At 65.5% G+C, this 22,199-nt stretch carries 20 protein-coding genes; 12 read left to right on the top strand and 8 right to left on the bottom strand.

Features of this window, described 5'->3' with window-relative positions:
* Positions 1-301 precede the first annotated feature (301 nt).
* From ACNFH5_RS28100 to pedF, 4 genes are read right to left on the bottom strand one after another with little or no spacing between them, the layout of a single operon-like run.
* Positions 302-1,231: a quinoprotein relay system zinc metallohydrolase 1 gene (locus ACNFH5_RS28100; protein ID WP_416751804.1), complete on the bottom strand. Its 930-nt coding sequence runs from the start codon at positions 1,229-1,231 to the stop codon at positions 302-304.
* A 42-nt stretch (positions 1,232-1,273) separates the two neighbouring features.
* The gene (locus ACNFH5_RS28095) at positions 1,274-2,023 is read right to left on the bottom strand and encodes a quinoprotein dehydrogenase-associated SoxYZ-like carrier (RefSeq protein ID WP_416751802.1); all 750 of its coding nucleotides are present in this window, start codon (positions 2,021-2,023) and stop codon (positions 1,274-1,276) included.
* A gap of 10 nt (positions 2,024-2,033) precedes the next feature.
* Positions 2,034-2,915 carry a substrate-binding periplasmic protein gene (locus ACNFH5_RS28090; protein WP_416751800.1) on the bottom strand — a complete coding sequence of 294 codons (882 nt, stop codon included), beginning with the start codon at positions 2,913-2,915 and terminating at the stop codon, positions 2,034-2,036.
* Positions 2,916-2,920: 5 nt separating this feature from the next.
* On the bottom strand, positions 2,921-3,358 hold the full coding sequence (gene pedF, locus ACNFH5_RS28085; RefSeq protein WP_138523765.1) for a cytochrome c-550 PedF: 438 nt from the start codon (positions 3,356-3,358) through the stop codon (positions 2,921-2,923).
* A 308-nt stretch (positions 3,359-3,666) separates the two neighbouring features.
* Here pedF and exaA point away from each other — a divergent pair, with 308 nt between their 5' ends.
* The 3 genes from exaA (at position 3,667) to ACNFH5_RS28070 (ending at position 6,825) form a co-directional block, all read left to right on the top strand.
* On the top strand, positions 3,667-5,538 hold the full coding sequence (exaA, locus tag ACNFH5_RS28080; RefSeq protein ID WP_416751797.1) for a quinoprotein ethanol dehydrogenase: 1,872 nt from the start codon (positions 3,667-3,669) through the stop codon (positions 5,536-5,538).
* A 57-nt stretch (positions 5,539-5,595) separates the two neighbouring features.
* Positions 5,596-6,258 (top strand): pentapeptide repeat-containing protein, encoded by a 663-nt coding sequence (locus tag ACNFH5_RS28075; protein WP_416751795.1) that lies wholly within the window; start codon positions 5,596-5,598, stop codon positions 6,256-6,258.
* Between the two features lie 132 nt (positions 6,259-6,390).
* The gene (locus ACNFH5_RS28070) at positions 6,391-6,825 is read left to right on the top strand and encodes a carboxymuconolactone decarboxylase family protein (RefSeq protein WP_401086877.1); all 435 of its coding nucleotides are present in this window, start codon (positions 6,391-6,393) and stop codon (positions 6,823-6,825) included.
* Between the two features lie 204 nt (positions 6,826-7,029).
* On the opposite strand, the gene codA is transcribed toward ACNFH5_RS28070, so the two are convergent.
* From codA to codB, 3 genes are read right to left on the bottom strand one after another with little or no spacing between them, the layout of a single operon-like run.
* The gene (gene codA / locus ACNFH5_RS28065) at positions 7,030-8,271 is read right to left on the bottom strand and encodes a cytosine deaminase (RefSeq protein WP_416751792.1); all 1,242 of its coding nucleotides are present in this window, start codon (positions 8,269-8,271) and stop codon (positions 7,030-7,032) included.
* 22 nt (positions 8,272-8,293) lie between these two features.
* Positions 8,294-9,505, bottom strand: coding sequence for a PucR family transcriptional regulator (locus tag ACNFH5_RS28060; protein WP_416751790.1), 1,212 nt, complete (start codon positions 9,503-9,505; stop codon positions 8,294-8,296).
* Complete coding sequence (gene codB / locus ACNFH5_RS28055) at positions 9,502-10,761, bottom strand: cytosine permease (RefSeq protein ID WP_416751788.1); 1,260 nt, start codon at positions 10,759-10,761, stop codon at positions 9,502-9,504. Before codB ends, ACNFH5_RS28060 begins: the two co-directional genes overlap by 4 nt.
* A 519-nt stretch (positions 10,762-11,280) precedes the next feature.
* Between codB and ACNFH5_RS28050 the strand changes: the two genes are divergently transcribed.
* The 5 genes from ACNFH5_RS28050 to ACNFH5_RS28030 are packed head-to-tail and all read left to right on the top strand — an operon-like array spanning position 11,281 to position 14,663.
* A complete protein-coding gene (locus ACNFH5_RS28050; protein WP_416751897.1) occupies positions 11,281-12,369 on the top strand; it encodes an amine dehydrogenase large subunit in 1,089 nt (362 codons plus the stop codon).
* A 33-nt stretch (positions 12,370-12,402) separates the two neighbouring features.
* Positions 12,403-12,942, top strand: coding sequence for a MauE/DoxX family redox-associated membrane protein (locus ACNFH5_RS28045; RefSeq protein ID WP_416751786.1), 540 nt, complete (start codon positions 12,403-12,405; stop codon positions 12,940-12,942).
* A gap of 4 nt (positions 12,943-12,946) precedes the next feature.
* Positions 12,947-13,579 (top strand): methylamine dehydrogenase accessory protein MauD, encoded by a 633-nt coding sequence (gene mauD, locus ACNFH5_RS28040; RefSeq protein ID WP_054910258.1) that lies wholly within the window; start codon positions 12,947-12,949, stop codon positions 13,577-13,579.
* A gap of 17 nt (positions 13,580-13,596) precedes the next feature.
* On the top strand, positions 13,597-14,118 hold the full coding sequence (locus ACNFH5_RS28035; protein ID WP_017518360.1) for a methylamine dehydrogenase light chain: 522 nt from the start codon (positions 13,597-13,599) through the stop codon (positions 14,116-14,118).
* 17 nt (positions 14,119-14,135) lie between these two features.
* Positions 14,136-14,663, top strand: a complete 528-nt coding sequence (locus ACNFH5_RS28030) for a c-type cytochrome (RefSeq protein ID WP_416751783.1) — start codon at positions 14,136-14,138, stop codon at positions 14,661-14,663.
* Between the two features lie 207 nt (positions 14,664-14,870).
* Here ACNFH5_RS28030 and ACNFH5_RS28025 read toward each other — a convergent pair whose 3' ends face one another.
* Positions 14,871-15,914 carry a LacI family DNA-binding transcriptional regulator gene (locus ACNFH5_RS28025; RefSeq protein ID WP_416751781.1) on the bottom strand — a complete coding sequence of 348 codons (1,044 nt, stop codon included), beginning with the start codon at positions 15,912-15,914 and terminating at the stop codon, positions 14,871-14,873.
* A 218-nt stretch (positions 15,915-16,132) separates the two neighbouring features.
* Here ACNFH5_RS28025 and ACNFH5_RS28020 point away from each other — a divergent pair, with 218 nt between their 5' ends.
* The 4 genes from ACNFH5_RS28020 to ACNFH5_RS28005 all read left to right on the top strand — a co-directional run bounded on the left by ACNFH5_RS28020 (position 16,133) and on the right by ACNFH5_RS28005 (position 21,999).
* The gene (locus ACNFH5_RS28020) at positions 16,133-16,654 is read left to right on the top strand and encodes a gluconokinase (protein WP_416751779.1); all 522 of its coding nucleotides are present in this window, start codon (positions 16,133-16,135) and stop codon (positions 16,652-16,654) included.
* A 107-nt stretch (positions 16,655-16,761) separates the two neighbouring features.
* A complete protein-coding gene (locus ACNFH5_RS28015; protein WP_416751777.1) occupies positions 16,762-18,114 on the top strand; it encodes a GntP family permease in 1,353 nt (450 codons plus the stop codon).
* Positions 18,115-18,684: 570 nt separating this feature from the next.
* A complete protein-coding gene (locus tag ACNFH5_RS28010; protein WP_416751775.1) occupies positions 18,685-20,310 on the top strand; it encodes an NADP-dependent glyceraldehyde-3-phosphate dehydrogenase in 1,626 nt (541 codons plus the stop codon).
* A gap of 417 nt (positions 20,311-20,727) precedes the next feature.
* Positions 20,728-21,999, top strand: a complete 1,272-nt coding sequence (locus tag ACNFH5_RS28005; RefSeq protein ID WP_416751773.1) for a Rid family hydrolase — start codon at positions 20,728-20,730, stop codon at positions 21,997-21,999.
* Positions 22,000-22,199 lie beyond the last annotated feature (200 nt).

Genomic DNA, 22,199 nt, shown 5'->3' with positions numbered 1-22,199 from the left:
AGGGAGCTGTTCGGCGCGATAGGCGGACACAGGCGTTCATCCGGTCGGAAGGTTCGCGAGCAAGCTCGCTCCTACAGGCAGAGCAGGTCGGAGCGGCGAGCAAGGCCGCTCCAGACAGCCCTCTCCCGGAGGGAGAGGGAGCCGTTCGGCGCGATGCGGACACAGGCGTTCATCCGGTCGGAAGGTTCGCGAGCAAGCTCGCTCCTACAGGAAGAGCAAAGCGGCTCCGGACAGCCCCTCTCCCTCTGGGAGAGGGTTGGGGTGAGGGCATGTCCGCGCACCGAAACTTCCGCAGAAAGAGCTACTGCTCGTCGACGCGCGGCAGCGCCTTCTGCTCATAGCGCGGATAGAGATGGCTGACACTGCGGATCAGCTCGTAGCGCGTCAGGCTGACGCCGGCGAAACGTTCGGGGATGGGCGTGCGCAGTAGGTCGTTCATGTCCGCCCCCTGGGCGACGCCGTCGCGCATTACGCTGTCGAGCCAGCTGAGGTAGTCGCGCATCTGCACGAAGGGTGCGACATCACTGGCGATGGGGCCGTGGCCAGGGACGATCTGCTTCCACGGCAGCTGCTGCAGCGTATCCAGGTCAGCCAGCCAGACGTCGAGCCCCGGACTGTTCGGCGTGGTCAGTGCGCGCTGGTAGAACACGATGTCGCCGGCGAACAGCACGCCGGTGGTCTCGTCGAGGATCGCCAGGTCCGCGCCGGTATGCCCGCGCAGGCCGACCAACCGGAACCGGTGGCTGCCCATCGTCAATTCACCCGGCGCCACTGTCTCGCTGGGCAACACCACTTCCGTGCCGCGCATCCAGTCGCCGACCAGGCGGTACATGTTCTCCGCCATGGCGTTGCCCTGCTCTTTCAGCAGTTTTGTGGTGCCAGCCAGCGCGCCGATGGGTACGTCGGTAAAAGCCTGGTTGCCCAGCACATGGTCAGGGTGGTGATGGGTCAGCAACACCCGACCCACCGGCTTGCCGGTGGTCTGCTGGATCAGCGTACGCAGGGCTTCGCCGTAGCGCTTCGACGGGCCGGTGTCGATCAGCAGCACCCCGTCGCCGGTGTCGATGAAGGCGACGTTGACGATGGCGCCGCCGTTGTCCTTGGCGAAATTGTCGGTGCTGCCTTCCACCACCCAGGTGCCCTCGGCGATCTGCCGGGGCTGGAGGTGGTACTGCAGGTCGGCCAGTGCCGGCAAGCACAGGCACGCGAGGGCGATCAGGAGAAAACGCATGGGCACCTCGTTAGTGCAGCGCTATAACGGCGCAGTGCGGCGTCAGCGCAGAGCGGCCTGGAATTCGTTTCCGTTGTTGTCGTGCAGCCAGAGTTCGGTGTGCGGATGGCCGCGCACCTCAAAGGTGAAAGTCGGGTTTTCGCTGACCGCCGGGAACAGGTCCAGTCGGGCGAAGACCTCACCATCGGGCCCACGCAGCTCGGCATGGTCGAGGTAGAACTCGGGGATGCCGCCGACCAGGCCGTTGTCCATCGGGTGCGACACCGACAAGCGCACGCGGCTGTATTCACCCTTGGGATAGGACTCGCCGTGGACCTGGCCGAGCCGGTCCTCCCAGCCCGGTTGCGCGCGCACCACACTGGGCGCCGTGCAACCACCACCGGCGGCGTCGATCCAGGCCGAGCCCACATGCCAGACGCCCTTCTCGTCGCGCAGCGCGGCGCGGATCGGCGTGGCCTGTTCGATGCGGATACGCACCGCCAGCAGCGGCTCCAGATGTTCGCCCGGATAGAGCGTCAGCACATGGGGAATCGGGTTCAGTTCGGCCCACAGCAGCAGGCGATCGAAACGCCCCGGCAAGGCGCGGGCGTCGACTTCCACCGGCACCTGGCGGGAATCTTCGGCGAACGGCGGCACCCCCAGCCTCACCCGCTCATCGAAGACGTAGGGCTCGCCGTTCAACAGGCGCTTGTGGTGGTACTCCCACATCACCGAGGGCATTGGGTCGCCCTCCACCGCCGCTGCCAGCAACGGCAGCGCACAGATCCCGAGCAGCAATTCGCGCCGGTGCATCCTCAATCCCTCACTGCACGTCCTGATAGAGCCCCGGCAGTTCATAGCGCATGCCGTAGGCCGCGTAGAGCTTTTCCATCTCGCCGCTGCGCACCAGTTCCTCCAGTTCGCCGTCCAGGGCGTTGGAGAGCTGGCGATTGCTTTCATGCACCGCCATGCCGATGTCCCACTCGGGCTGGCCGAGGTTGGGGTAGGTATTTTCGGCGTTCTTCAGGTGCTCATCGGCGGCCTGGGCGCGCATCCAGTCCAGCTCGCCGCGCAGCGCCATTACTGCATCCACCTTGCCCGCGCGCATGCCGTCGAAGGCTGCCTGCGTGCTCGGGAAATGCACGGTCATGCGGCTGAGCTGGCCGCCCAGCACCGAGGTCAGGTAGAACGACGGCACGCTGTCCAGCTCGACGCCGATGGGGTGTTCGCGGAAGGCGGCGATGGTGTCCACCTCGGGCAGGCGCCGGTCATCGCTGACCACCTGCCAGCGCTCGCGCTGGTAAGGACCGAACATCACCACCTGCTCATTGGCGAACTCGCCGACGTCGTTGCGCCGGTTGGCGTACTGGCGGTCGTAGGGCACGCGCAGCATCACGTCGGCGACCACGCCGGGGCGCAAGTAATGCCCCTTCCAGATGAAGTTGCGCAGGTCGTCGTCCAGGCGCTCGCCGGGCGTGACCCAGAGGAATTCCGCACGCAGGCCCAGCCCGCTGGCCAGGCGCTGCGCAAGGTCGACGTCGACCCCGCGCGGCTGCCCGTCCTGCATGAAGCTGTAGGGCGGGAAGTTCTCGTACACAGCCACCCGCAACACACCGCTGGAGACCATATCCTCGTAGGGACGGACTCCAGCCTGCGCTTGCCCAATCAGCAGGCACAGGCCGAACAACCAGGCGAACAGGCGCATGGCGGTCACTCGTCCACGTGCACGCTGTCCAGGTAGGTGCGGATCGCCCAGAGGCCTTCCTGGCTGATGAAGTCGGCCATCTTCGGCATGTACACCGCACCGTCGCGCACCGCGCCGTTGATCACCCGCTCCTTGAACCACTCGTCACCCTCGGCGCCCACGTCGAGCATGCGCAGGTCGGGGGCGATGCCGCCGGACTTGGCTTCCAGGCCGTGGCAGCGCGCGCAGTTCTGGTTGTAGGCCGAAGCGCCGATCTCCACCGCCTTGGCGTGGTTGGCGTAGGGCTCGCGGTAGGGGTTGGTCTCGCGCCATTCCTTGCCCAGCGGTTCCAGCCCCGTGGTATCCACTGCCTGGGGCGTCACATTGCCGTGGGACAGGGCCAGACCCGAAACACCCAGGCCGGCCACCAACATCAGGCCACACAGCACGTTCTTGTTGTTCATCACTTCATCCTCTCATCGAGATGCTTGGCAAGGCACGGCGCCCGGAAAGACGCCAGTGATGACGATGTTAAGAACGCACGCCTTGCGGCCGAATCCTGCTTTGGATGCTCCCGCCTACTCCCTTCGTACTAGAACCGCGGTCGGCCATCGACGGCGCTTTGGCAGCAAGTCCAATTCATGCCCGGCTCGGGAAATAGTCCCGGCATTGCCGGGACTATTTCCGTTCCCCCTCAGGCAGCCCTCCTCCCACCATGGATTCGCCGCGGCACGTGCAGCGGCCCTGCCGCCATCCATCACGGGAAACCACCATGAGAACAACAACAGCCCCCCTGCGCCTCGCCCCCCTGCACCTCACTTTCAGCAGCCTCGCCTGCGCCATCGCCCTCACCGCCGGCGGCTCAGCCCTGGCGAAAGACGTGACCTGGGACGATATCGCCAACGACCACACCACCACCGGCGACGTGCTGCAGTACGGCATGGGCACCAACGCCCAGCGCTGGAGCCCGCTCAAGCAGGTCAACGCAGGCAACGTGTTCAAGCTGACCCCGGCCTGGTCCTACTCCTTCGGCGACGAAAAGCAGCGCGGCCAGGAATCCCAGGCCATCGTCAGTGACGGCGTGGTCTACGTCACCGCCTCCTACTCGCGACTGTTCGCCCTCGACGCGAAGACCGGCAAGCGCCTGTGGACCTACAACCACCGCCTGCCCGACGACATCCGCCCGTGCTGCGACGTGGTCAACCGCGGCGCCGCCATCTATGGCGACAAGATCTACTTCGGCACCCTCGATGCCTCCGTCGTGGCGCTGAACAAGAAGACCGGCAAGGTGGTCTGGAAGAAGAAGTTCGGCGACCACGGCGCCGGCTACACCATGACCGGCGCGCCGACCATCGTGAAGGACGGCAAGACCGGCAAGGTGCTGCTGATCCACGGCAGCTCGGGCGATGAGTTCGGCGTGGTCGGCCGTCTGTTCGCCCGCGACCCGGATACCGGTGAAGAGGTGTGGATGCGGCCCTTCGTCGAAGGCCACATGGGCCGCCTCAACGGCAAGGACAGCACACCCACTGGCGACGTGAAGGCGCCGTCGTGGCCGGAGGACAAGAACTCCCCCACCGGCAAGGTCGAGGCCTGGAGCCACGGCGGCGGTGCCCCGTGGCAGAGCGCGAGCTTCGACGCCGAAACCAACACCATCATCGTCGGCGCCGGCAACCCCGGCCCGTGGAACACCTGGGCGCGCACCGCCAAGGGGGGCAACCCGCACGACTACGACAGCCTCTACACCTCCGGCCAGGTCGGCGTCGACCCGAGCACCGGCGAGGTGAAATGGTTCTACCAGCACACGCCCAACGACGCCTGGGACTTCTCCGGCAACAACGAACTGGTGCTGTTCGACTACAAGGCCAAGGACGGCAAGATCGTTAAGGCCACCGCCCACGCCGACCGCAACGGTTTCTTCTATGTGGTCGACCGCACCAACGGCAAGCTGCAGAACGCCTTCCCCTTCGTCGACAACATCACCTGGGCAAGCCACATCGACCTGAAGACCGGTCGCCCGGTGGAGAACGAAGGCCAACGCCCACCGCTGCCGGAACCGGGGCAGAAGCACGGCAAGGCCGTGGAAGTCTCGCCGCCGTTCCTCGGCGGCAAGAACTGGAACCCCATGGCCTACAGCCAGGACACCGGGCTGTTCTACGTCCCCGCCAACCACTGGAAGGAGGACTACTGGACCGAGGAAGTGAACTACGCCAAGGGCAGCGCCTACCTGGGCATGGGCTTCCGCATCAAGCGCATGTATGACGACCACGTCGGCACCCTGCGGGCGATGAACCCCACTACCGGCAAGGTGGAATGGGAATACAAGGACCACCTGCCGCTGTGGGCCGGCGTGCTGGCCACTGCCGGCAACCTGGTGTTCACCGGCACCGGCGAGGGCTTCCTCAAGGCCTTCGACGCCAGGACCGGCAGGGAGCTGTGGCAGTTCCAGACCGGCAGCGGCATCGTCTCCCCGCCGATCACCTGGGAGCAGGACGGCGAGCAGTACATCGGCGTGACCGTCGGCTACGGCGGCGCAGTGCCGTTGTGGGGCGGTGACATGGCCGAGCTGACCAAACCGGTGGCCCAGGGCGGTTCCTTCTGGGTGTTCAAGCTGCCCAGCTGGGACAACAAGACCGCCAGCCGTTGATGTACTGGCCCGCGCCGACCCCGGCGCGGGCCTTTTTCACTTTTCCAGGAGATCGCCATGCGCCTGCTCGCCTGCCTGCTCTTCCCACTCTCCGCCCTCGTCTTCGCCACCAGCCAGCCTGCACCGGAGGCGGACGACGATGCGCCCACCGTCATCGCCGGCTGCCGCATCGAGCCGGACGGCCAATGCCCGAATGCCGACCTGCGCGGCGCCGACCTGCGCAACCAGGACCTGACGCGGATGAACCTGTCCGGCGCCAACCTCGCCGGAGCCGACCTGCGCCACGCCACACTGGACCTGGCCAATCTGCAACAGGCGCACCTGAACGGCGCCGACCTGACCCGCGCCAGCCTGCAACAGGCCAATCTGCGTGGCGCCGATCTGAGTGGGGCCAAGTTGGTCGCCATCCAGGCCTGGGGCCTCTTCGCCCAGGGCGCGCAGTGGCAAGGCGCCGACCTGACCGCCGCTTACCTGGAATTCGCCCGCCTGAGCGGCGGCAAGCTGCACCAGGCCAACCTGCGTGCGGCCGACCTGGAAATGACTTGGTTGTCCCGCGCCGACCTCAAGGGCGCCGATCTGCGCGACGCCAACCTGCAGGAAGTGAAGCTGGCCGAGGCCAATCTGGAAGACGCCGATCTGCGCGGTAGTCGGCAGCGCTTCGGTAATTTCCAGGGCAGCAACATGGCGGGCTGCAAGGGCTGCCCGGGCGGCTGGGACTGACACCGGACACAGTGCCGGAATTGGCTCCATTGGTCTGCCGGTATTGTCGGGAATTGGCTATTCGAACGTTGCAGCGCCGGCGTTACCTTAGCTCCATTCCCCGCACTACCGCGGGCCCCACTGGAGGACACCATGAGTGCACGTATCGAATGGGCCAAAGCCGCCCCCGACGCCTACAAGGCCATGCTCGGCCTGGAACAGGCCCTGGCCAAGTCCGGCCTGGAGACCTCGCTGCTGGAACTGATCCGCCTGCGCGCCTCGCAGATCAACGGCTGCGCCTACTGCGTGAACATGCACGCCAACGACGCGCGCAAGGCCGGCGAAACCGAGGCACGCCTGCAGACCCTGAGCGTCTGGGAGGAAACCCGCTTCTTCACCGAGCGCGAACGCGCCGCGCTGGCCTGGGTGGAAAGCCTCACCCGCCTGCCGGAGAAGCATGCCCCGCAGGATCAGTTCGACGCCCTGCGCGAGCACTTCAGCGACGCGGAGATCGCCAACCTGACCCTGGCCATCGCCACCATCAACGCCTGGAACCGCTTCGGCGTGGGCATGGCGATGGTGCCCTGAGCCAAGCGATCCGGCTCGCTCCACGCCATCCTACGAACTAAGTCTCCGCCGTACAGTTCTTACGGGAGAGAGGCTTTGATCTTGTAGGAGCGAGCTTGCTCGCGAACGGCCACGCAGCGCAGCCAAGGTTCGCGAGCAAGCTCGCTCCTACAGTCATTACGTAGGGCGGATAACCCGCAACGGGTTATCCGCCCTGCATCGACTTCAGCTCTCGACCAGCTCCACCTTCTCCGGCTCGCGCTTCATCAGCACGCGGCCATTGCGGATCGAGTACAGCGCCTTGGTCTGCTGACGCACCGCTTCGTAATCGCTGTCCACGCCCAGTACCAGCAGGCTCGCCGGACGGCCGGCGGCGATGCCGTAGCGCGCGCCCAGGTTCAGCGCGCGGGCGCTGTTGTCGGTGACCAGGTCCAGCGCGCGCTGCAGGTCATCGAAGCCCATCATGTGACAGATGTGCAGGCCGGCGTCCAGCACGCGCAGGATGTTGCCATTGCCCAGCGGGTACCACGGGTCCTTGATCGAATCCTGGCCGAAGCAGACGTTCATACCGGCCCGGTCGATCTCGGCCACGCGGGTCACACCACGGCGTTTCGGGAAGGTGTCGAAGCGGCCCTGCAGGTGGATGCTCTCGGTCGGGCAGGAGACGAAGTTGATGCCCGAACGCTTGAGCAGGCGGAACAGCTTGGAGCAGTAGGCGTTGTCGTAGGAGCCCATGGCCGTGGTGTGACTGGCAGTGACGCGGCCGCCCATGCCGCGCACGCGGGCTTCCTCGGCGAGCACTTCGAGGAAGCGCGAGTTCGGGTCGTCGGTCTCGTCGCAGTGCACGTCCACCAGGCAGCCGGTGCGCTCGGCCAGGTCCATGAGGAACTTGATCGAGCTGACGCCCTGCTCGCGGGTGTTCTCGAAGTGCGGGATGCCACCAACGACGTCAGCGCCCAGGCGGATCGCCTCCTCCATCAGCTCGCGGCCGCCCTCGTAGGACTCGATGCCCTCCTGCGGGAATGCAACGATCTGCAGATCCACCAGGTGGCGCGCCTCTTCACGGACTTCCACCATGGCCTTGAGCGCGGCCAGGGTCGGATCGGTCACATCGACGTGGGTGCGCACATGCTGGATGCCATGGGCGGCCAGCATGCGGATGGTGGTGTGGGCGCGGGACTTGGTGTCCTCGTGGGTGATGGTTTCCTTGCGCTGGGCCCAGCGCTCGATGCCCTCGAACAGCGTGCCGCTCATGTTCCATTCCGGCTCGCCGGCGGTCAGGGTCGCGTCGAGGTGGATGTGCGGCTCCACCAGCGGGGCGATCGCCAGGTTGCCACGGGCATCGATGTCGTCGCCGCTGGCGGCCAGGGTGCCGGTTTGCTGCACGACTTCGGCAATGACGTCGCCTTCGCAGCGGATGGTGAACAGGCCGGTCTGCTTGCGCAGGGAGGCGTTGATGATTTTCATGGGATCAAAGGTCCTCTTCAGGCTATTCGTGGCGCGGCGCGCTGGACATGCGCCAGATGAGCAGCGCCACGGAGGTATTCAGGCGGAATTGCGCGTCGTCCAGGGACTGGCCGCTCAGGGCCTCGATACGCGCGATCCGCTGGTTCAGGGTGTTGCGGTGGATGCCCAGGCGCTGTGCGGCCTTGAGCGCATTGCCGTTCTCCTGGACGAGCGCATCGAGCGTCTCGATCAGCAGGTGCGGCTGTTTTCGACCCGCTTCGTTGAGCGGGCCGAGAGTGTCCTTCATGAACTGCTCGACCACCGCGCGATCGGGGATCGCCCGCAGCAGGCGCAGCACGCCCAGCTCACGGTAGTCGCAGAAGCCACCGGGCGCCTGCATGCCTTCGGCGACATCCAGCGCCTGGCGGGCTTCGAGCAGTGCGCGGGGATATTCCGCGCAACTGTCGGCGCGAGCCGAGAGCCCGAGATAAGCACGCAGCGGTGCCAGTTCCAGTTGCAGCTCCGAAGCCAGGGCGTGCAGCTCGGCTCGCTCGGCATCAGCCAGCAACAACACGAACAGGTCGCCCTGGATCACCACCGGCAAGCGCTCGCGGCGTTCCTGCTGCCAGCTTTCCAGATGGTCGAGCAACCGCTGGCGAGTCAGCTGCAGCGCCCGCTCGGCCTCCTCGGGTTGGTGTTGCTGGAACAAGGTGTCAACGCCAGCCACCCGCAGCGCCACCAGACGGCGTGGGACTTCCAGCGGCAATTCCAGGTGTTGCGCACGGCGACGGACGATATCGAGGCTGGGGAAGTCGCCGCTCAGCAATTGGCCAAGGATGTCGCGACGCGAGGTCTTCACCTGGGTCATCTGCACCAGCGCCGTGCCGATCAGATGGGTGACGATGACCATCTTCAGCGCATAGGGCTGCTCGATCAGCGGCAGGCCCTCCACTTCGGCCAGATGAATCACGGACTCGGGAATCCGCCGGATGAACTCGTCGCCCGTCAGGATGACGATACCGGCGATGCCGCTGGCAACGCCTTCGCGCACCAGCTGCAGCAGGTTGGCTTCGTCACGGGTGTGGTTGATGCCGGTGACGAACACCAGCTCGCCACCCATCACCCAGTCGGCAATGCCGACGTTCTCCGCCACGTAGGACCAGCGCACGCTGCGATGCAGGTTGCGCGCGCCGGCCCGCAGCGCGAGGCTTTCCAGCCCCGGCAGACGGAGGATTTCCTCGACGCTCAGGCTCAAGCGCGCGGCTCGGCCACCGGCGCGCGGGCGCGGGTGACTTCGGTGAGGACGATGTAGCAGATGGCCGACGCGGCGATGCCCACCAGCGGTGCGATCCACGGCGAGGCATAGGCCAGGCCCGCACCGACCGCGTAGGACGCGAGGCCCGAGACGTTGAACGCCGGGATGTGGGTGCCCACCAGCGCCGGGTATTCGCCGCGGTTGCGGTACCAGTAGTCGGCCATGATCACGCCCCCCAGCGGCGGGATGATCGAACCCAGCAGCACCAGGAACGGGATCAGCCATTCGTACATGCCGCCGATGGCGAGGATGATGCCGACGCCAGCGGCCAGCAGGGTCATGGTGCGGCGACGCTCGCTGCGCACCAGGTGGCAGGCGGCGGCGGAGACGTTGTAGATGGTCGGACCCTGGATGGTCCACAGGTTCAGGCAGAGCATGATCACCGCGGCAAAGGACAGGCCCTGCAGCACCATCACTTCGACGATGTCGGCGTTCTGGTAGACGATCGCGCACCAGGCGCCGGCGACGATCATCAGGCCGTTGCCGACGAGGAAGGCAACCACGCTGGCGATCACCGCGATGCGCCCGCTGCGGGCCATACGGGTCCAGTTGGTGGCCTGGGTCGCGCCGCTGGCGAAGGTGCCGAAGACCATGGTGACGGCGGCGGAGAAAGTCAGGGTCTGGCTCGGTTCCTTCGCCAGCAGGCCGCTCCAGCCGCCAGCATGGTTGGTGGCGATGACCATCGATGCCACCAGCAGGATGAACATCAGCGGCACCGAGACGCGAGACATGATGTCCAGGCCCTTGAAGCCGATGATCGCGGTGATCGAGAACAGCAGGCCGAACACCACCATCAGCGGGATGTTCAGCCACTCGGGCAGGCTGAGCATCTTGACCAGCACGATGGCCACAGTGGCGGTACCCCAGGCATACCAGCCCAGTTCGGCGAAGCCGAGGAGGAAGTCGGACAGCTTGCTGCCGCGCTCGCCGAAGCAGAAGCGCCCCATCAGCACGGTATTCAGGCCGCTGCGCGAGGCGATCAGGCCCAGGGCGGCGGCGTAGATGGCCAGCAGCACGTTGCCGATGAAGGCGACCCAGAGCATGTCGACGAAGTCGAAGGCCATGCCGATCTTGCCGCCGGCGAACATGGTGCCGGTGAAGAAGGTGAAGCTGAACAGGACCATGGCGATGGGCAGCAGGCCTTTGCGCCCTTCCCTGGGCGTCGCGCTCAGGGGGAACTCACTGGGGGAACTCATCGAGGGGGGGATCTCCGCGAGGATTGGTTGAGGACTCCCGGCCAACGCAAATAGCGGGTCGGAAAAGCCAATCAGGAACGACGCGGAAATTTTGAGCATGTCGAACATTGTGAACTGTTCACAATGCACACTTCCGGTGGGTGTAACGGCGTTTCAAGATAGCTCAAATGTGCATTGTGCGGATTTTCGGGGCACGATGCAGCTTTTTCGCACCAAAACTGACGAAAGCCTTGATCCATGTCTGTGCCGTTCGGCGGAATTCCAGCCTCGAAACGCAACGGCGGTCTGCACTTTCTCCCTGCGTCACCCTGTCACCCCCAGACAAGGAAATGGCACGGACAACAAGTCCGGCGCGCACCGACGCAGGCAGACTCTCCTCAATGTTCCGTCCGCTGTCCGCCCCTGGCGGTCGGCCTGATAACAACAGATAGCCCGCCAACAAGAAAAAGGGAGTACCCGCCAATGAGCGTCGCCAGGTTCCTCGCTCCATCGGTCCTCGCGCTGGCAACTTGCCTCGCGATGGGCGCAGCCCAAGCCGAGCTGCCGACCGAGAGCATCGGTGAGACCGTCTTGCCGTTCCCGCCCTCGCCGCACCGTGCGTACATCGTCGACGTGGAGTTCGAGAACTTCATCGCCGGCCGCGTCACCGTGGTCGACCCCGAGCAGAAGAAGATGCTTGGCATGGTCAGCACCGGCTTCGTCGCTCCGTCCACCCTGAGCCATGACGCCAAGACCCTGTACTCCGCCGATACCTTCTACTCCCGTGGTACCCGCGGTGTGCGCACCGATGTGCTGACCGCCTGGGACACCTCGAACCTGCGTCCGAAGTGGGAAGTGGAAATCCCGGCCAAGCGCGCCTCGATCCTGACCCAGAAGTACGCCCTGGGCACCAGCTCCGACGACCGCTTCGTCTACATCTACAACTTCACCCCGTCCACCTCGGTCACCGTGGTCGACACGCAAGAGAAAAAGGTCGCCAGCGAAATCGCCATCAGCGGCTGCGTGCTCAACTACCCGGTGGGCAAGCGTGCCTTCGCCTCGCTGTGCGGCGACGGCCAGTTGCAGATCACCAAGATCGGCGACGACGGCAAGGAAACCGGCCGCAGCCAGACGCCGTTCTTCGACCCGAACAAGGAGAAGCTCAACGAACGCGGCCTGGCCGTGGGCGAAACCTACTTCTTCGTGACCACAGACGGCATGGTCAAGCCGGTGGACGTTTCCGGCGACAAGCCGAAGATGCTGCCGAGCTGGTCGCTGACCACCGACGAAGAGCGCAAGAAAGGCTGGGGCACTGGCGGCTGGCAGTTGATGGCGGTAGCGCCCAAGCTGAACCGCATGTACGTGCTGATGCATGAAGAGCACAGCGCCGGCAAATGGGAAGACCCGAGCCCGTTCATCTGGGTCTACGACCTGAAGACGCAGAAGAAGATCGGCACCCTGGAAGCGCCCAAGCCGGTATGGAGCCTGCACGCCACCACCGACGACAAGCCGCTGTTGCTGGGCACCGACATCGAAGGCGGCCTGCAGATCTTCGACCTGAAGACCGGCAAGTACAACGGCGCCATGGACAAGATCGCCAAGACCCCGATCCTGGTCCTGAGCCACTAAGCCTTTCAAGAAAGCCAACCGAGAGGTACGGAAATGTTTTCCGATCCGATCCTGATCATCGCCAGTGCGGTGGCCGTCGCGGTGCTGCTCGCCAGCGCCGCCAGCCACAAGCTGCGCGCGCCGATGCGCTTCGCCCGCCAGGTCGAAGACTACGGCCTGCTGCCAGCCTCGCTGGTCGGCCCGGTGGCCCGCGTGCTGCCAGTGGTCGAGGGCGTTATCGCCTTCGCCCTGCTGGTGCCGGCGAGCCGTCATGTCGCGGCCCTGGCCGCCACGGCGCTGATCCTGTTCTATGCCGGCGCCATCGGCATCAACCTCTGGCGCGGTCGTCGCGACATCGACTGCGGCTGCTCCGGCCCCGGCCAGATGCAACCGCTGCGCCCGGTGCTGCTGCTGCGCAACGCGATCATCGCCGGTCTCGGCCTGCTCGCCGCCAGCAGCCTGCAGGCTCGCGAGCTGGGCGTGTTCGACGCCTTCGTGATCCTCGCGGCCAGCGCCGTCACCCTGCTCCTGTACGCCGCGGCAGACAGCCTGCTGGCGAACCATCCCCGTCTGCTCAAACTCATCGGAAGGTGAACAAATGGAAGGCCTGATCGTTTCCAACATTCTTCTCTGGGTGCTGCTCATCGCCCTCGCCTTCACCGTGATGGCGCTGGTGCGCCAGATCGGCGTCCTGCACGGCCGCATCGCTCCGGCCGGCGCGCTGATGGTCGACAAGGGCGTGGCCGTCAACGAGCCCGCCCCGAAAGTCACCGCCGCCGACCGCCACGGTCGCCCGGTCAACTTCGGCTATGAAGGCGAGCGCGGCCAGCTGCTGTTCTTCCTCTCGCCGACCTGCCCGATCTGCAAATCGCTGCTGCCGGCGATCAAATCCATCGCCAAGGACAAGGCCGGCGAGCTGGAGGTGATCTACGTCAGCGACGGCGACATGGCCGCCCAGCAGGCGCTGATCGCCGAGCATGGCCTGGAGAAAGCCGCCTACGTGGTCGGCCCGGAAGTCGGCATGACCTACCAGATCGGCAAGCTGCCCTACGCCGCGCTGATCGACAGCAAGGGCGTGCTGCGTGCCAAGGGCCTGGTGAACTCCCGCGAACACCTGGACAGCCTGTTCGAGGTCGAGCACCTGGGCAGCGCCACCCTGCAGCAGTACATGAATGGCCACAGCCACAACGGCGTGCACACCCACGACGCCAGCCACGGCCACAGCCACTGATCACGGAGAGAACAAGAATGAAATTCCTCGACAACCTGTTCGAGCGCTCCTCCCGCCAGGTGGCCAACGTCACTTCGCGGCGCAAGCTGCTGGGCCGCTTCGGTTCGCTGCTGGTGGCCGGCGCTGCGCTGCCGATCATCCTGCCGATCGATCGTACCTCCAAGGCGCTGGCCGCCGAGGCGCCGAAGGCCGGCGATCCGGGCGACCCGAACAGCTGCGACTACTGGCGCTACTGCTCCATCGACGGCTTCCTCTGCTCCTGCTGTGGCGGTACCACCACTTCCTGCCCGCCCGGCACCGATGCCTCGCAAGTGACCTGGATCGGCACCTGCCGCAACCCGGCGGACGGCAAGGACTACATCATTTCCTACAACGACTGCTGCGGTAAGCACAGCTGCTCCCAGTGCGCCTGTACCCGCAACGAGAGTGAGGAACCGCTGTACCGTCCGTTCAACAACAACGACGTCAACTGGTGCCTGGGCGCGGAGTCGCGCATCTACAACTGCACCGTCACCATCATCCGCGGCGTCGCGGTCTGAAGTCGGGAGAAAAGCCCATGCGCAGTCTCGTTGTCGGCGCCCTGCTCTGCAGCCTGGTCGCCCCCCTTGCCCAGGCCCGCGCGATCCCCGATCCGCACCAGCGGCCGGCGCCCGGCAACGAGGAGGTGCAGAAGCCGATCTCCCAGCAAAGCTACACCCCGGCCACCAACTACCAGCTGCAATGCGCCGGCTGCCATCTCACCGAAGGCAGCGGCAGCAAGGCCAACGACACGCCGCGCCTGCACGGCTTCGTCGGTAACTTCCTGAAGGTGGACGGTGGCCGGCAATTCCTCGTGCGCGTACCGGGCATGTCCCAGTCCGCGCTGAACGACGCGCAACTGGCCGACCTGCTCAACTGGCTGCTGCGCAAGGAAGGCATGGCGGGCGACAGCATGCCTGCCGAGTTCAAGCCCTACACCGCGCAGGAAGTGAAAGACACGCGCTACCAGGCCCTGCTCAACCTGCCGGGCACCCGCGCCGGGTTGATCCAGGAAATGCGCAAGCAGGGCATCACCATCACCGATGGGATGAGCGACTCCTACTGAAGATTTGCCTCCGCGCACCTTTTTTGCCTCCGCATTATGCCCGCCGCTCCAGCGGGCTTTTTTATGCGCGACATGTTCGTGCAGAGAACCTCTTTTTGTAGGAGCGAGCTTGCTCGCGAACAGATTCCCCGGCTGCACTGGCGTCAAAGCGGTTCGCGAGCAAGCTCGCTCCTACAAGGTACCCGCGCTCCGGAATTGCCGTAGGCCTCAGCTGCTCTCGCGCACCATCAACTCGAAGCCCAGGTCCATCACCGGTTCGCTTACCGGCTTGTCGTTGATCAGGTCGAGCAGTCGCTCGGCCGCATGGCTGCCGATGGCCTTGCGCGGGGTGCGGATGCTGGACAGGCGCGGGACCATGAACTCTGAACTGGGCAGATCGTTGAAGCCGAGCACCGCCACCTGTTCGGGAATACGGATGCCGTGGCGCATGGCTTCCAGCAGCGCGCCATGGGCCAGGTCGTCGTTGCCGAAGAAGATGCCCTCCACCTGCGGGTGGCTGGCCAGCAACTGGCGGAACAGCTCGCCGCCCAGGCCGACCGAAGACGGGCGCGGCGTGAGGATTTCCAGCGCCGGGTCATAGCAGCCGGCCTGCTGCAGCGCGCGGCGATAGCCCTCGCCACGGAGCAGAGTGCGTTGGTCCAGCTGCGCGCCGATGTAGGCCAGGCGCTTGCGCCCACTCTTGAGCAGGTGTTTGGCCGCCGCCTCCCCTGCACGAATCTGCGAGAAGCCTACGCAATGCAGCCCCGCGCCGGGGTCCAGGTCCATCATGTAGACCGCCGGCACGCCACTCGCCTCGATCATCCGGCGGGCGCTCTCGGTGCGATCGAAGCCGGTCAGCAACAGGCCACGCGGCTGATACGCAAGGTAGTTGCGCAGCAGGTTCTCTTCTTCGTCGCGGGAGTAGTGGTAGTTGCCGATCAGCACTTCCAGGCCGCGCGGATGCATGACGGCATGGATGGCTTCGAGGGTTTCGATGAACAGCTGGTTCGCCAACGAAGGCACCAGCACCACGATGTTGTGGCTCTGCTTGGACGCCAGCGCGCGGGCGGCAGGGTTGGCCACGTAGCCCAGATCCGCGGCGGCCTGGCGGACCTTCTCCGCCAGATCCTCAGCCACCGTACTCACGCCGCGCAGGGCGCGCGAGGCGGTGATGGGACTGACGCCGGCACTGCGCGCCACATCGTTGAGGGTGGGTTTGCCGGTGGTGCGGGAGCTTCTGTCGTTTTTCTTGTCGTTCTTCCGGGCGGTCATCGGGCGGCTTGCCAAACAAAAATCGAGGCACTAAGGTAGCGCTGTCTCGCAACCAGGGCAATTGCCTGAGACCGGCTCCCGCCGGTCCCTCGCCCGCCGGTGGAACTCACCCACCGAAGCGCCGGGACAGACCGACTAGAATGACAAGAATACGGAGGCAGCCGATGCTTTTCGTTACGCCCAACAAAGATAGCGCTGTCTCAGCAATGAGGCCCTGCATGACCACCTCCATCGACGCCGTCCTCATCATGGGTGTCTCCGGATGCGGCAAGTCCAGCGTCGGCGAGGCACTCTGCCTGCGCAACGGCGCCTATGCCATCGAAGGTGACTCCTTCCACCCCGCCGCCAACATCGAGAAGATGAGCGCCGGCATCCCGCTCACCGATGAAGACCGCGCCGGCTGGCTCGACACCCTCGCCGCCGAGTTGCAGAAAGCCATCGCCGCCGGCCAGCGCCCGGTGCTCACCTGTTCCGCGCTCAAGCTGATCTACCGCGACCGCCTGCGCCAGGCCGTGCCCGGCCTGGGCGTGGTGTTCCTGGAGCTGACCCGCGATGCCGCCGCCAACCGCGTTGCCACGCGTCCCGGCCACTTCATGCCGGCCAGCCTGATCGACAGCCAGTTCGCCGCCCTCGAACCGCCGCTGAGCGAACCCCTGACCCTGCACCTGGATGCCACCCGCCCGGTCGAAGACCTGGCAGAAGCCGCGCACCTGTGGTGGCGACAGCACTCCAGCGACTGAAGTTGATAGCGCCTGCCCGCTCAAGATAGCGCTATCTCAATTCACCGATCTCTCTAAACCTAGAGAACAGCCGCTCCGGCACACAACGACAACAACAGGAGAGCCCCATGCTCGGCATGTCCCACGAGACCTATCTGCTGCTGGATGCGGTGGTCACCATCATCGGCCTGATCCTGCTGATCACCCGGTTCAAGATCCACCCGTTCATTGCCCTGATCATCGCCGCCGGCTTCCTCGGCCTCACCTCCGGCATGCCCGTGGCAACCATCGTCAAATCCTTCCAGGACGGCTTCGGCAGTGTGCTTGGCTTCGTCGGCATCATCCTTGCGCTGGGCACCATGCTCGGCAAGATGATGGCGGAGTCCGGCGGCGCCGATCAGATCGCCCGCACGCTGATCCAGGCCTTCGGCAAGCAGCGCGTGCACTGGGCGATGATGTTCGCCGCCTTTCTGGTCGGCATCCCGCTGTTCTTCGAGATCGGCTTCATCCTGCTGGTACCGCTGGTGTTCATCGTCGCCCGCCGCAGCGGTGTGTCGCTGATCAAGATCGGCATCCCGCTGCTCGCCGGGCTCTCTGCGGTGCACGGCCTGGTGCCGCCGCACCCGGGCCCGCTGCTGGCCATCGGCGTGTTCGGCGCGGACATCGGCAAGACCATCTTCTACGGCCTGCTGGTCGCCCTGCCGACCGCCGCCATCGCGGGCCCGATCTTCGGCGCCTGGATCTCCAAGGTGATCCCGGGGCAGCCCAACGAAGAACTGGTCGCGCAGATCGCCCACGAGCCGGACACCAGCAACCTGCCCAGCTTCGGCGTCACCCTGTTCACCGTGCTGCTGCCGGTGTTCCTGATGCTGTTCAAGACCTTCGCCGACGTCATGCTCGCAGACGGCCACATCGTCCGCGCCTGGCTGGACATGATCGGCCACCCGATCACCGCCCTGCTCCTGGCTCTGCTTCTGGCGCTCTACACCTTCGGCTACGCCCGCGGCTTCGACTCGAAGAAGATCCTCAAGCTGCTTGACCAGAGCCTCGCGCCCACCGCAGCCATCGTGATGATCATCGGTGCTGGTGGCGGCTTCAAACAGATGCTGGTGGCCAGCGGCGTTGGCGATGTGATCGGCCACATGGCGGTGCATGCGCAGATTTCGCCGATCCTCCTGGCCTGGCTGGTGGCCGCGGTGATCCGCATCGCCACCGGCTCCGCCACCGTCGCCACCATCACCGGCGCAGGCATCGTGGTGCCGGTGATCGACCTGATCCCCGGCGTCAATCGCGAACTGCTGGTGCTCGCCACCGGCGCCGGCTCGCTGATCCTTTCCCACGTCAACGACGCCGGTTTCTGGCTGGTGAAGCAGTACTTCAACATGAGCGTGATGGAGACCTTCAAGACCTGGACGGCCATGGAAACCATCCTCTCGGTGGTCGGCCTTGGCTTCATCCTGCTGCTGTCACTGTTCGTCTGATGCCCTGATCGATGGGTATCGCTTCGCTCTACCCATCCTGCGGGAGCCCCGTTGAGCTTCGTGTGCAGGATGAGTGGAGCGCAGCGATATCCATCACGGCCCGCTCCAAAACGCCCGGCGAGCTCCGAACCGCCCGCCCAACGGATTCCTGCAACGAGGTATCGCCCGTGACTTCCTCCGCAACTCCGAAAGCCCCCGCCCAACCCGCCTGGCCCCGCGATTTCGACATCCGCGCCCGCTATGCCGAGCAGCAGGAACTCCTGCAGCCCGCGCCAACGCCACAGCCAACCCGCTCGCCCCCGTAGGGCGTACAACCGTTCGCGGTTGTACGCCGATTCACCTTGCCTGTCTGTGGGTTCGCGGCGCCCTGAACCACCGTCAATCGGCGTACAACGCGGAGCGTTGTACGCCCTGCGAAACGGGGCCGGACTAGGCTCAAGAGCATTCCGCAGCGTGCATGGCACGATGAGCGTCATCCACCAGCACAGTACACGAGGACATCGGCGCATGACCGCGAACCGTCATGCGCCCTACACAGACCAGTCGCCCACCTTCCCCGAGGGATGAGTCATGCCCGACAACAACAAGCTCGACCATCTGTTCCCCCGCCTCACCGACATCCCCGACGCCTGGCGCCCCGACGCGCCCGTCGAGCAGCGCGACTACCTGGTAAACGGCGAACTGCGTCGCTGGGACGGCCCGCTCGCGCCGGTACGCAGCCCGATATTCCTCAGCACCGACGAAGGTGACCAACAGGTGATCCTCGGCAGCACGCCGCTGCTGGACGCCGACGCCGCCCTCGCTGCGCTGGACGCCGCCGTGGCCGCCTACGACAACGGCCAGGGCGAATGGCCCAACCTGCGCGTGGCCGAACGCATTGCCCACGTCGAACGCTTCCTCGCCCGCATGCGCGAGCAGCGCAGCGCCGTGGTCAAGCTGCTGATGTGGGAAATCGGCAAGAACCTCAAGGATTCGGAGAAGGAGTTCGACCGCACCTGCGACTACATCGTCGACACCATCCAGGCGCTCAAGGAACTGGACCGTCGCTCCAGCCGCTTCGAACTGGAACAGGGCACCCTGGGGCAGATCCGCCGCGTGCCGCTGGGCGTGGCGCTGTGCATGGGCCCGTACAACTACCCGCTGAACGAGACCTTCACCACCCTGATCCCGGCGCTGATCATGGGCAACACGGTGGTCTTCAAGCCCGCCAAGTTCGGCGTGCTGCTGATCCGCCCGTTGCTGGAGGCCTTCCGCGACAGCTTCCCGCCGGGCGTGATCAACGTCATCTACGGGCGCGGCCGCGAGACCGTCAGCGCGCTCATGGCCAGCGGCAAGGTCGACGTCTTCGCCTTCATCGGCACCCATTCCGGCGCCGCCGACCTGAAGAAGCTCCACCCGCGCCCGCACCGCCTGCGGGCCGCCCTCGGGCTGGACGCCAAGAACCCCGGCATCGTCCTGCCCAGCGTCGACCTCGACAACGCCGTCAGTGAGGCCATCACCGGCGCCCTGTCCTTCAACGGCCAGCGCTGCACCGCGCTGAAAATCCTCTTCGTCCACGAAGACGTGCTGGACAGTTTCCTCGACAAGTTCAGCGCCAAGCTCGCCGAACTCAAGCCCGGCATGCCCTGGGAGCCCGGCGTGGCGCTGACGCCGCTGCCCGAGCCGGGCAAGGTCGATTATCTGAACGGTCTGCTGCAGGACGCCCTGGCCAAGGGCGCCAAGGTCATCAACAGCGGCGGCGGCGAAAGCCGCGAGAGCTTCTTCTATCCCGCGCTGCTCAGTCCAGTGCGCGCCGACATGCGCCTGTACAACGAGGAACAGTTCGGACCGCTGGTGCCGGTAGTGCCGTACCGCGAGCTGGACGAGGTGATCGACTACGTCCTGCAGTCCGACTACGGCCAGCAGCTCAGTCTGTTCGGTGACGACCCGGAGCAGATCGGCCCGCTGGTGGACGCCTTCGTCAATCAGGTCGGCCGCATCAACATCAACGCCCAGTGCCAGCGCGGCCCGGACAGCTACCCCTTCAACGGCCGCAAGAACTCCGCCGAAGGAACTCTCTCCGTCCATGATGCGCTGCGTACCTTCTCCATCCGCACGCTGGTCGCCACACGCTTCACCGACGCCAACAAGGCGCTGATCAGCCAGATTATCCGCGACCGCGATTCGAGCTTCCTGACTACCGATTACATCTTCTGAGTTGAGCGCCAAGAGCCCCTCACCCTAACCCTCTCCCGCAGCGGGAGAGGGGACCGTTCGTGCAGGACGAAACTGCGACGTCAGCCGGCACAGGCGGCTCCCTCTCCCGTAAGGGAGAGGGCTGGGGAGAAGGAAACGCTCTGGCACCGATCTTCCACGGAAGCACCCGCTCCCGCTCACGGCCCACCGCCGAACCATCCCGACTAACGTCCATCGCCAATTGAAACAACCCGGTAAACAGACCCCACTACCCTTGCCTTAAGTCAAAGGGGTCGCCCTCCTTGACCCGATAGTCTGCGCACCTCTCGACGAGTTCGATATCCGTCGTCTGACCAACAGTGGCAACGACCGATAGCGAAGCGACGTAAGCCTTTGCCACGAAACCCACGGATTCCCAGCAAACCAGGGAGCAACCCTATGAGTGGCTACAACGCAGTACTGGCGAGAAACACCGACAAGGCACCCCAGGGCATCGGCCCGTATGCCCAGACCGTCGCCTTCTCCCACTACAACAACCTGTCCGCGCAACTCCCCGTCGACCCCGCCACCGGCAAACTGGTCGCTGGCGGTGCGAAGGAACAGGCCGAGCAGTGCTACAGAAACCTCAAGGCCGTGGTGGAAAGCATCGGCCACAAGCTCGACGACAGCGTCCGCATCTCGATCTTCCTCACCGACATCGGCGACGCCGAAGCCGTGGCCAAGGTCCACGCCGCCTTCTTCCCGGACTACCTGCCGACCCTCACCAGCGTCGCCGTGGCAGCACTGCCGCTGGGCGCCAAGGTACAGGTCGAAGCCCTCATCACCTGCGGCGAAGGCACCATCCCCAACGCCCCGCAGGCCGGCGACCTGATCAAGGTCGAAGGCAGCACCGAGAACGCGCCGCTGAACCCGCTCTCCACCCAGTCCGTCGCCTTCTCCCACTACAACAACCTGTCCGCGCAACTGCCCATCGACCCGCGCAGCGGCAAACTGGTCGCCGGCGGCATCAAGGAACAGGCCGCGCAGTGCCTGCGCAACATCAAGAACATCCTCGAAGGCATCGACGTGCCCTTCGATGACATCGTGCGGATCACCGTCTTCGTGAAGAACCTCAACGACGTCGAAGCCGTGAACCAGGTCTACACCACCTTCTTCCCCGATTCCGCCATCGCCCGCGCCGTCGGCTACTTCCCCGCACGCACCGTGGTGCAGGCGAAAGCCCTGCCACTGGACGCCCTGGTGCAGATCGAAGCCGTGGTCTCCCACGGTGACGGCACGCCGCCGCAAGCGGTGGAAGACCGCCACGGCATCGTCATCAAGGCCCGCAACACCGACGCCGCACCGCGCTGCCCGTACTCCACCCAGACCGTCGCCTTCTCCCACTACAACCACATCTCCGCCCAGCTGCCGCTGGATGTGAAGACCGGTGAACTGGTGGCAGGCGGCGTGAAGGAACAGGCCACGCAGTGCTTCAAGCACCTCAAGGCCATCGTCGAAAGCATCGACCATGCCCTGGCCGATGTGGTGAAGGTCAATCTGTACCTGAAGAACATCGACGACATCGCCGTCGTCGATGAGGTGTACGCGACCTTCTTCCCCGGCGGCACACCGGCGCGCAGAACCGTCGGCGTATCAGCGCTGCCCAAGGGCGCGCTGATCCAGATCGACGCCGTCGTCGGCAATGCCGAAGGCACGCCGCCGGCCGCGTGACGACAAACCGGGGACACCACTCCCCGGCTGACTGCATCCCCTCCCTTCATGCCGAAAGGCCCCCTCTCCCTTCAGGGAGAGGGCTGGGGAGAGGGCAACACCCAACTCCATACTCCCCTTTGCGACAGCGCTCTTTGTAGGAGCGAGCTTGCTCGCGAACCTACCCCGCCGCCCATAGCGCAGGCAATCACGCCCTCCGC

Source organism: Pseudomonas sp. NY15435 (assembly GCF_048068295.1).
In the GTDB taxonomy this organism is placed as follows: Bacteria; Pseudomonadota; Gammaproteobacteria; order Pseudomonadales; family Pseudomonadaceae; genus Pseudomonas.
This window is presented reverse-complemented; position numbering and strand designations above follow the sequence as displayed.

Excerpts from the sequence above, each read along its gene's own strand:
- ACNFH5_RS28005 (WP_416751773.1), top strand. The coding sequence starts at position 20,728 with ATGAGTGGCTACAACGCAGTACTGGCGAGAAACACCGACAAGGCACCC.
- ACNFH5_RS28075 (WP_416751795.1), top strand. The coding sequence starts at position 5,596 with ATGCGCCTGCTCGCCTGCCTGCTCTTCCCACTCTCCGCCCTCGTCTTC.
- mauD (WP_054910258.1), top strand. The coding sequence starts at position 12,947 with ATGGAAGGCCTGATCGTTTCCAACATTCTTCTCTGGGTGCTGCTCATC.
- ACNFH5_RS28015 (WP_416751777.1), top strand. The coding sequence starts at position 16,762 with ATGCTCGGCATGTCCCACGAGACCTATCTGCTGCTGGATGCGGTGGTC.
- exaA (WP_416751797.1), top strand. The coding sequence starts at position 3,667 with ATGAGAACAACAACAGCCCCCCTGCGCCTCGCCCCCCTGCACCTCACT.
- ACNFH5_RS28090 (WP_416751800.1), bottom strand. The coding sequence starts at position 2,915 with ATGCGCCTGTTCGCCTGGTTGTTCGGCCTGTGCCTGCTGATTGGGCAA.
- ACNFH5_RS28010 (WP_416751775.1), top strand. The coding sequence starts at position 18,685 with ATGCCCGACAACAACAAGCTCGACCATCTGTTCCCCCGCCTCACCGAC.
- pedF (WP_138523765.1), bottom strand. The coding sequence starts at position 3,358 with ATGAACAACAAGAACGTGCTGTGTGGCCTGATGTTGGTGGCCGGCCTG.
- ACNFH5_RS28100 (WP_416751804.1), bottom strand. The coding sequence starts at position 1,231 with ATGCGTTTTCTCCTGATCGCCCTCGCGTGCCTGTGCTTGCCGGCACTG.
- ACNFH5_RS28070 (WP_401086877.1), top strand. The coding sequence starts at position 6,391 with ATGAGTGCACGTATCGAATGGGCCAAAGCCGCCCCCGACGCCTACAAG.
- ACNFH5_RS28050 (WP_416751897.1), top strand. The coding sequence starts at position 11,281 with ATGGGCGCAGCCCAAGCCGAGCTGCCGACCGAGAGCATCGGTGAGACC.
- ACNFH5_RS28020 (WP_416751779.1), top strand. The coding sequence starts at position 16,133 with ATGACCACCTCCATCGACGCCGTCCTCATCATGGGTGTCTCCGGATGC.
- ACNFH5_RS28095 (WP_416751802.1), bottom strand. The coding sequence starts at position 2,023 with ATGCACCGGCGCGAATTGCTGCTCGGGATCTGTGCGCTGCCGTTGCTG.
- ACNFH5_RS28025 (WP_416751781.1), bottom strand. The coding sequence starts at position 15,914 with ATGACCGCCCGGAAGAACGACAAGAAAAACGACAGAAGCTCCCGCACC.
- ACNFH5_RS28030 (WP_416751783.1), top strand. The coding sequence starts at position 14,136 with ATGCGCAGTCTCGTTGTCGGCGCCCTGCTCTGCAGCCTGGTCGCCCCC.
- codB (WP_416751788.1), bottom strand. The coding sequence starts at position 10,761 with ATGAGTTCCCCCAGTGAGTTCCCCCTGAGCGCGACGCCCAGGGAAGGG.
- codA (WP_416751792.1), bottom strand. The coding sequence starts at position 8,271 with ATGAAAATCATCAACGCCTCCCTGCGCAAGCAGACCGGCCTGTTCACC.
- ACNFH5_RS28045 (WP_416751786.1), top strand. The coding sequence starts at position 12,403 with ATGTTTTCCGATCCGATCCTGATCATCGCCAGTGCGGTGGCCGTCGCG.
- ACNFH5_RS28035 (WP_017518360.1), top strand. The coding sequence starts at position 13,597 with ATGAAATTCCTCGACAACCTGTTCGAGCGCTCCTCCCGCCAGGTGGCC.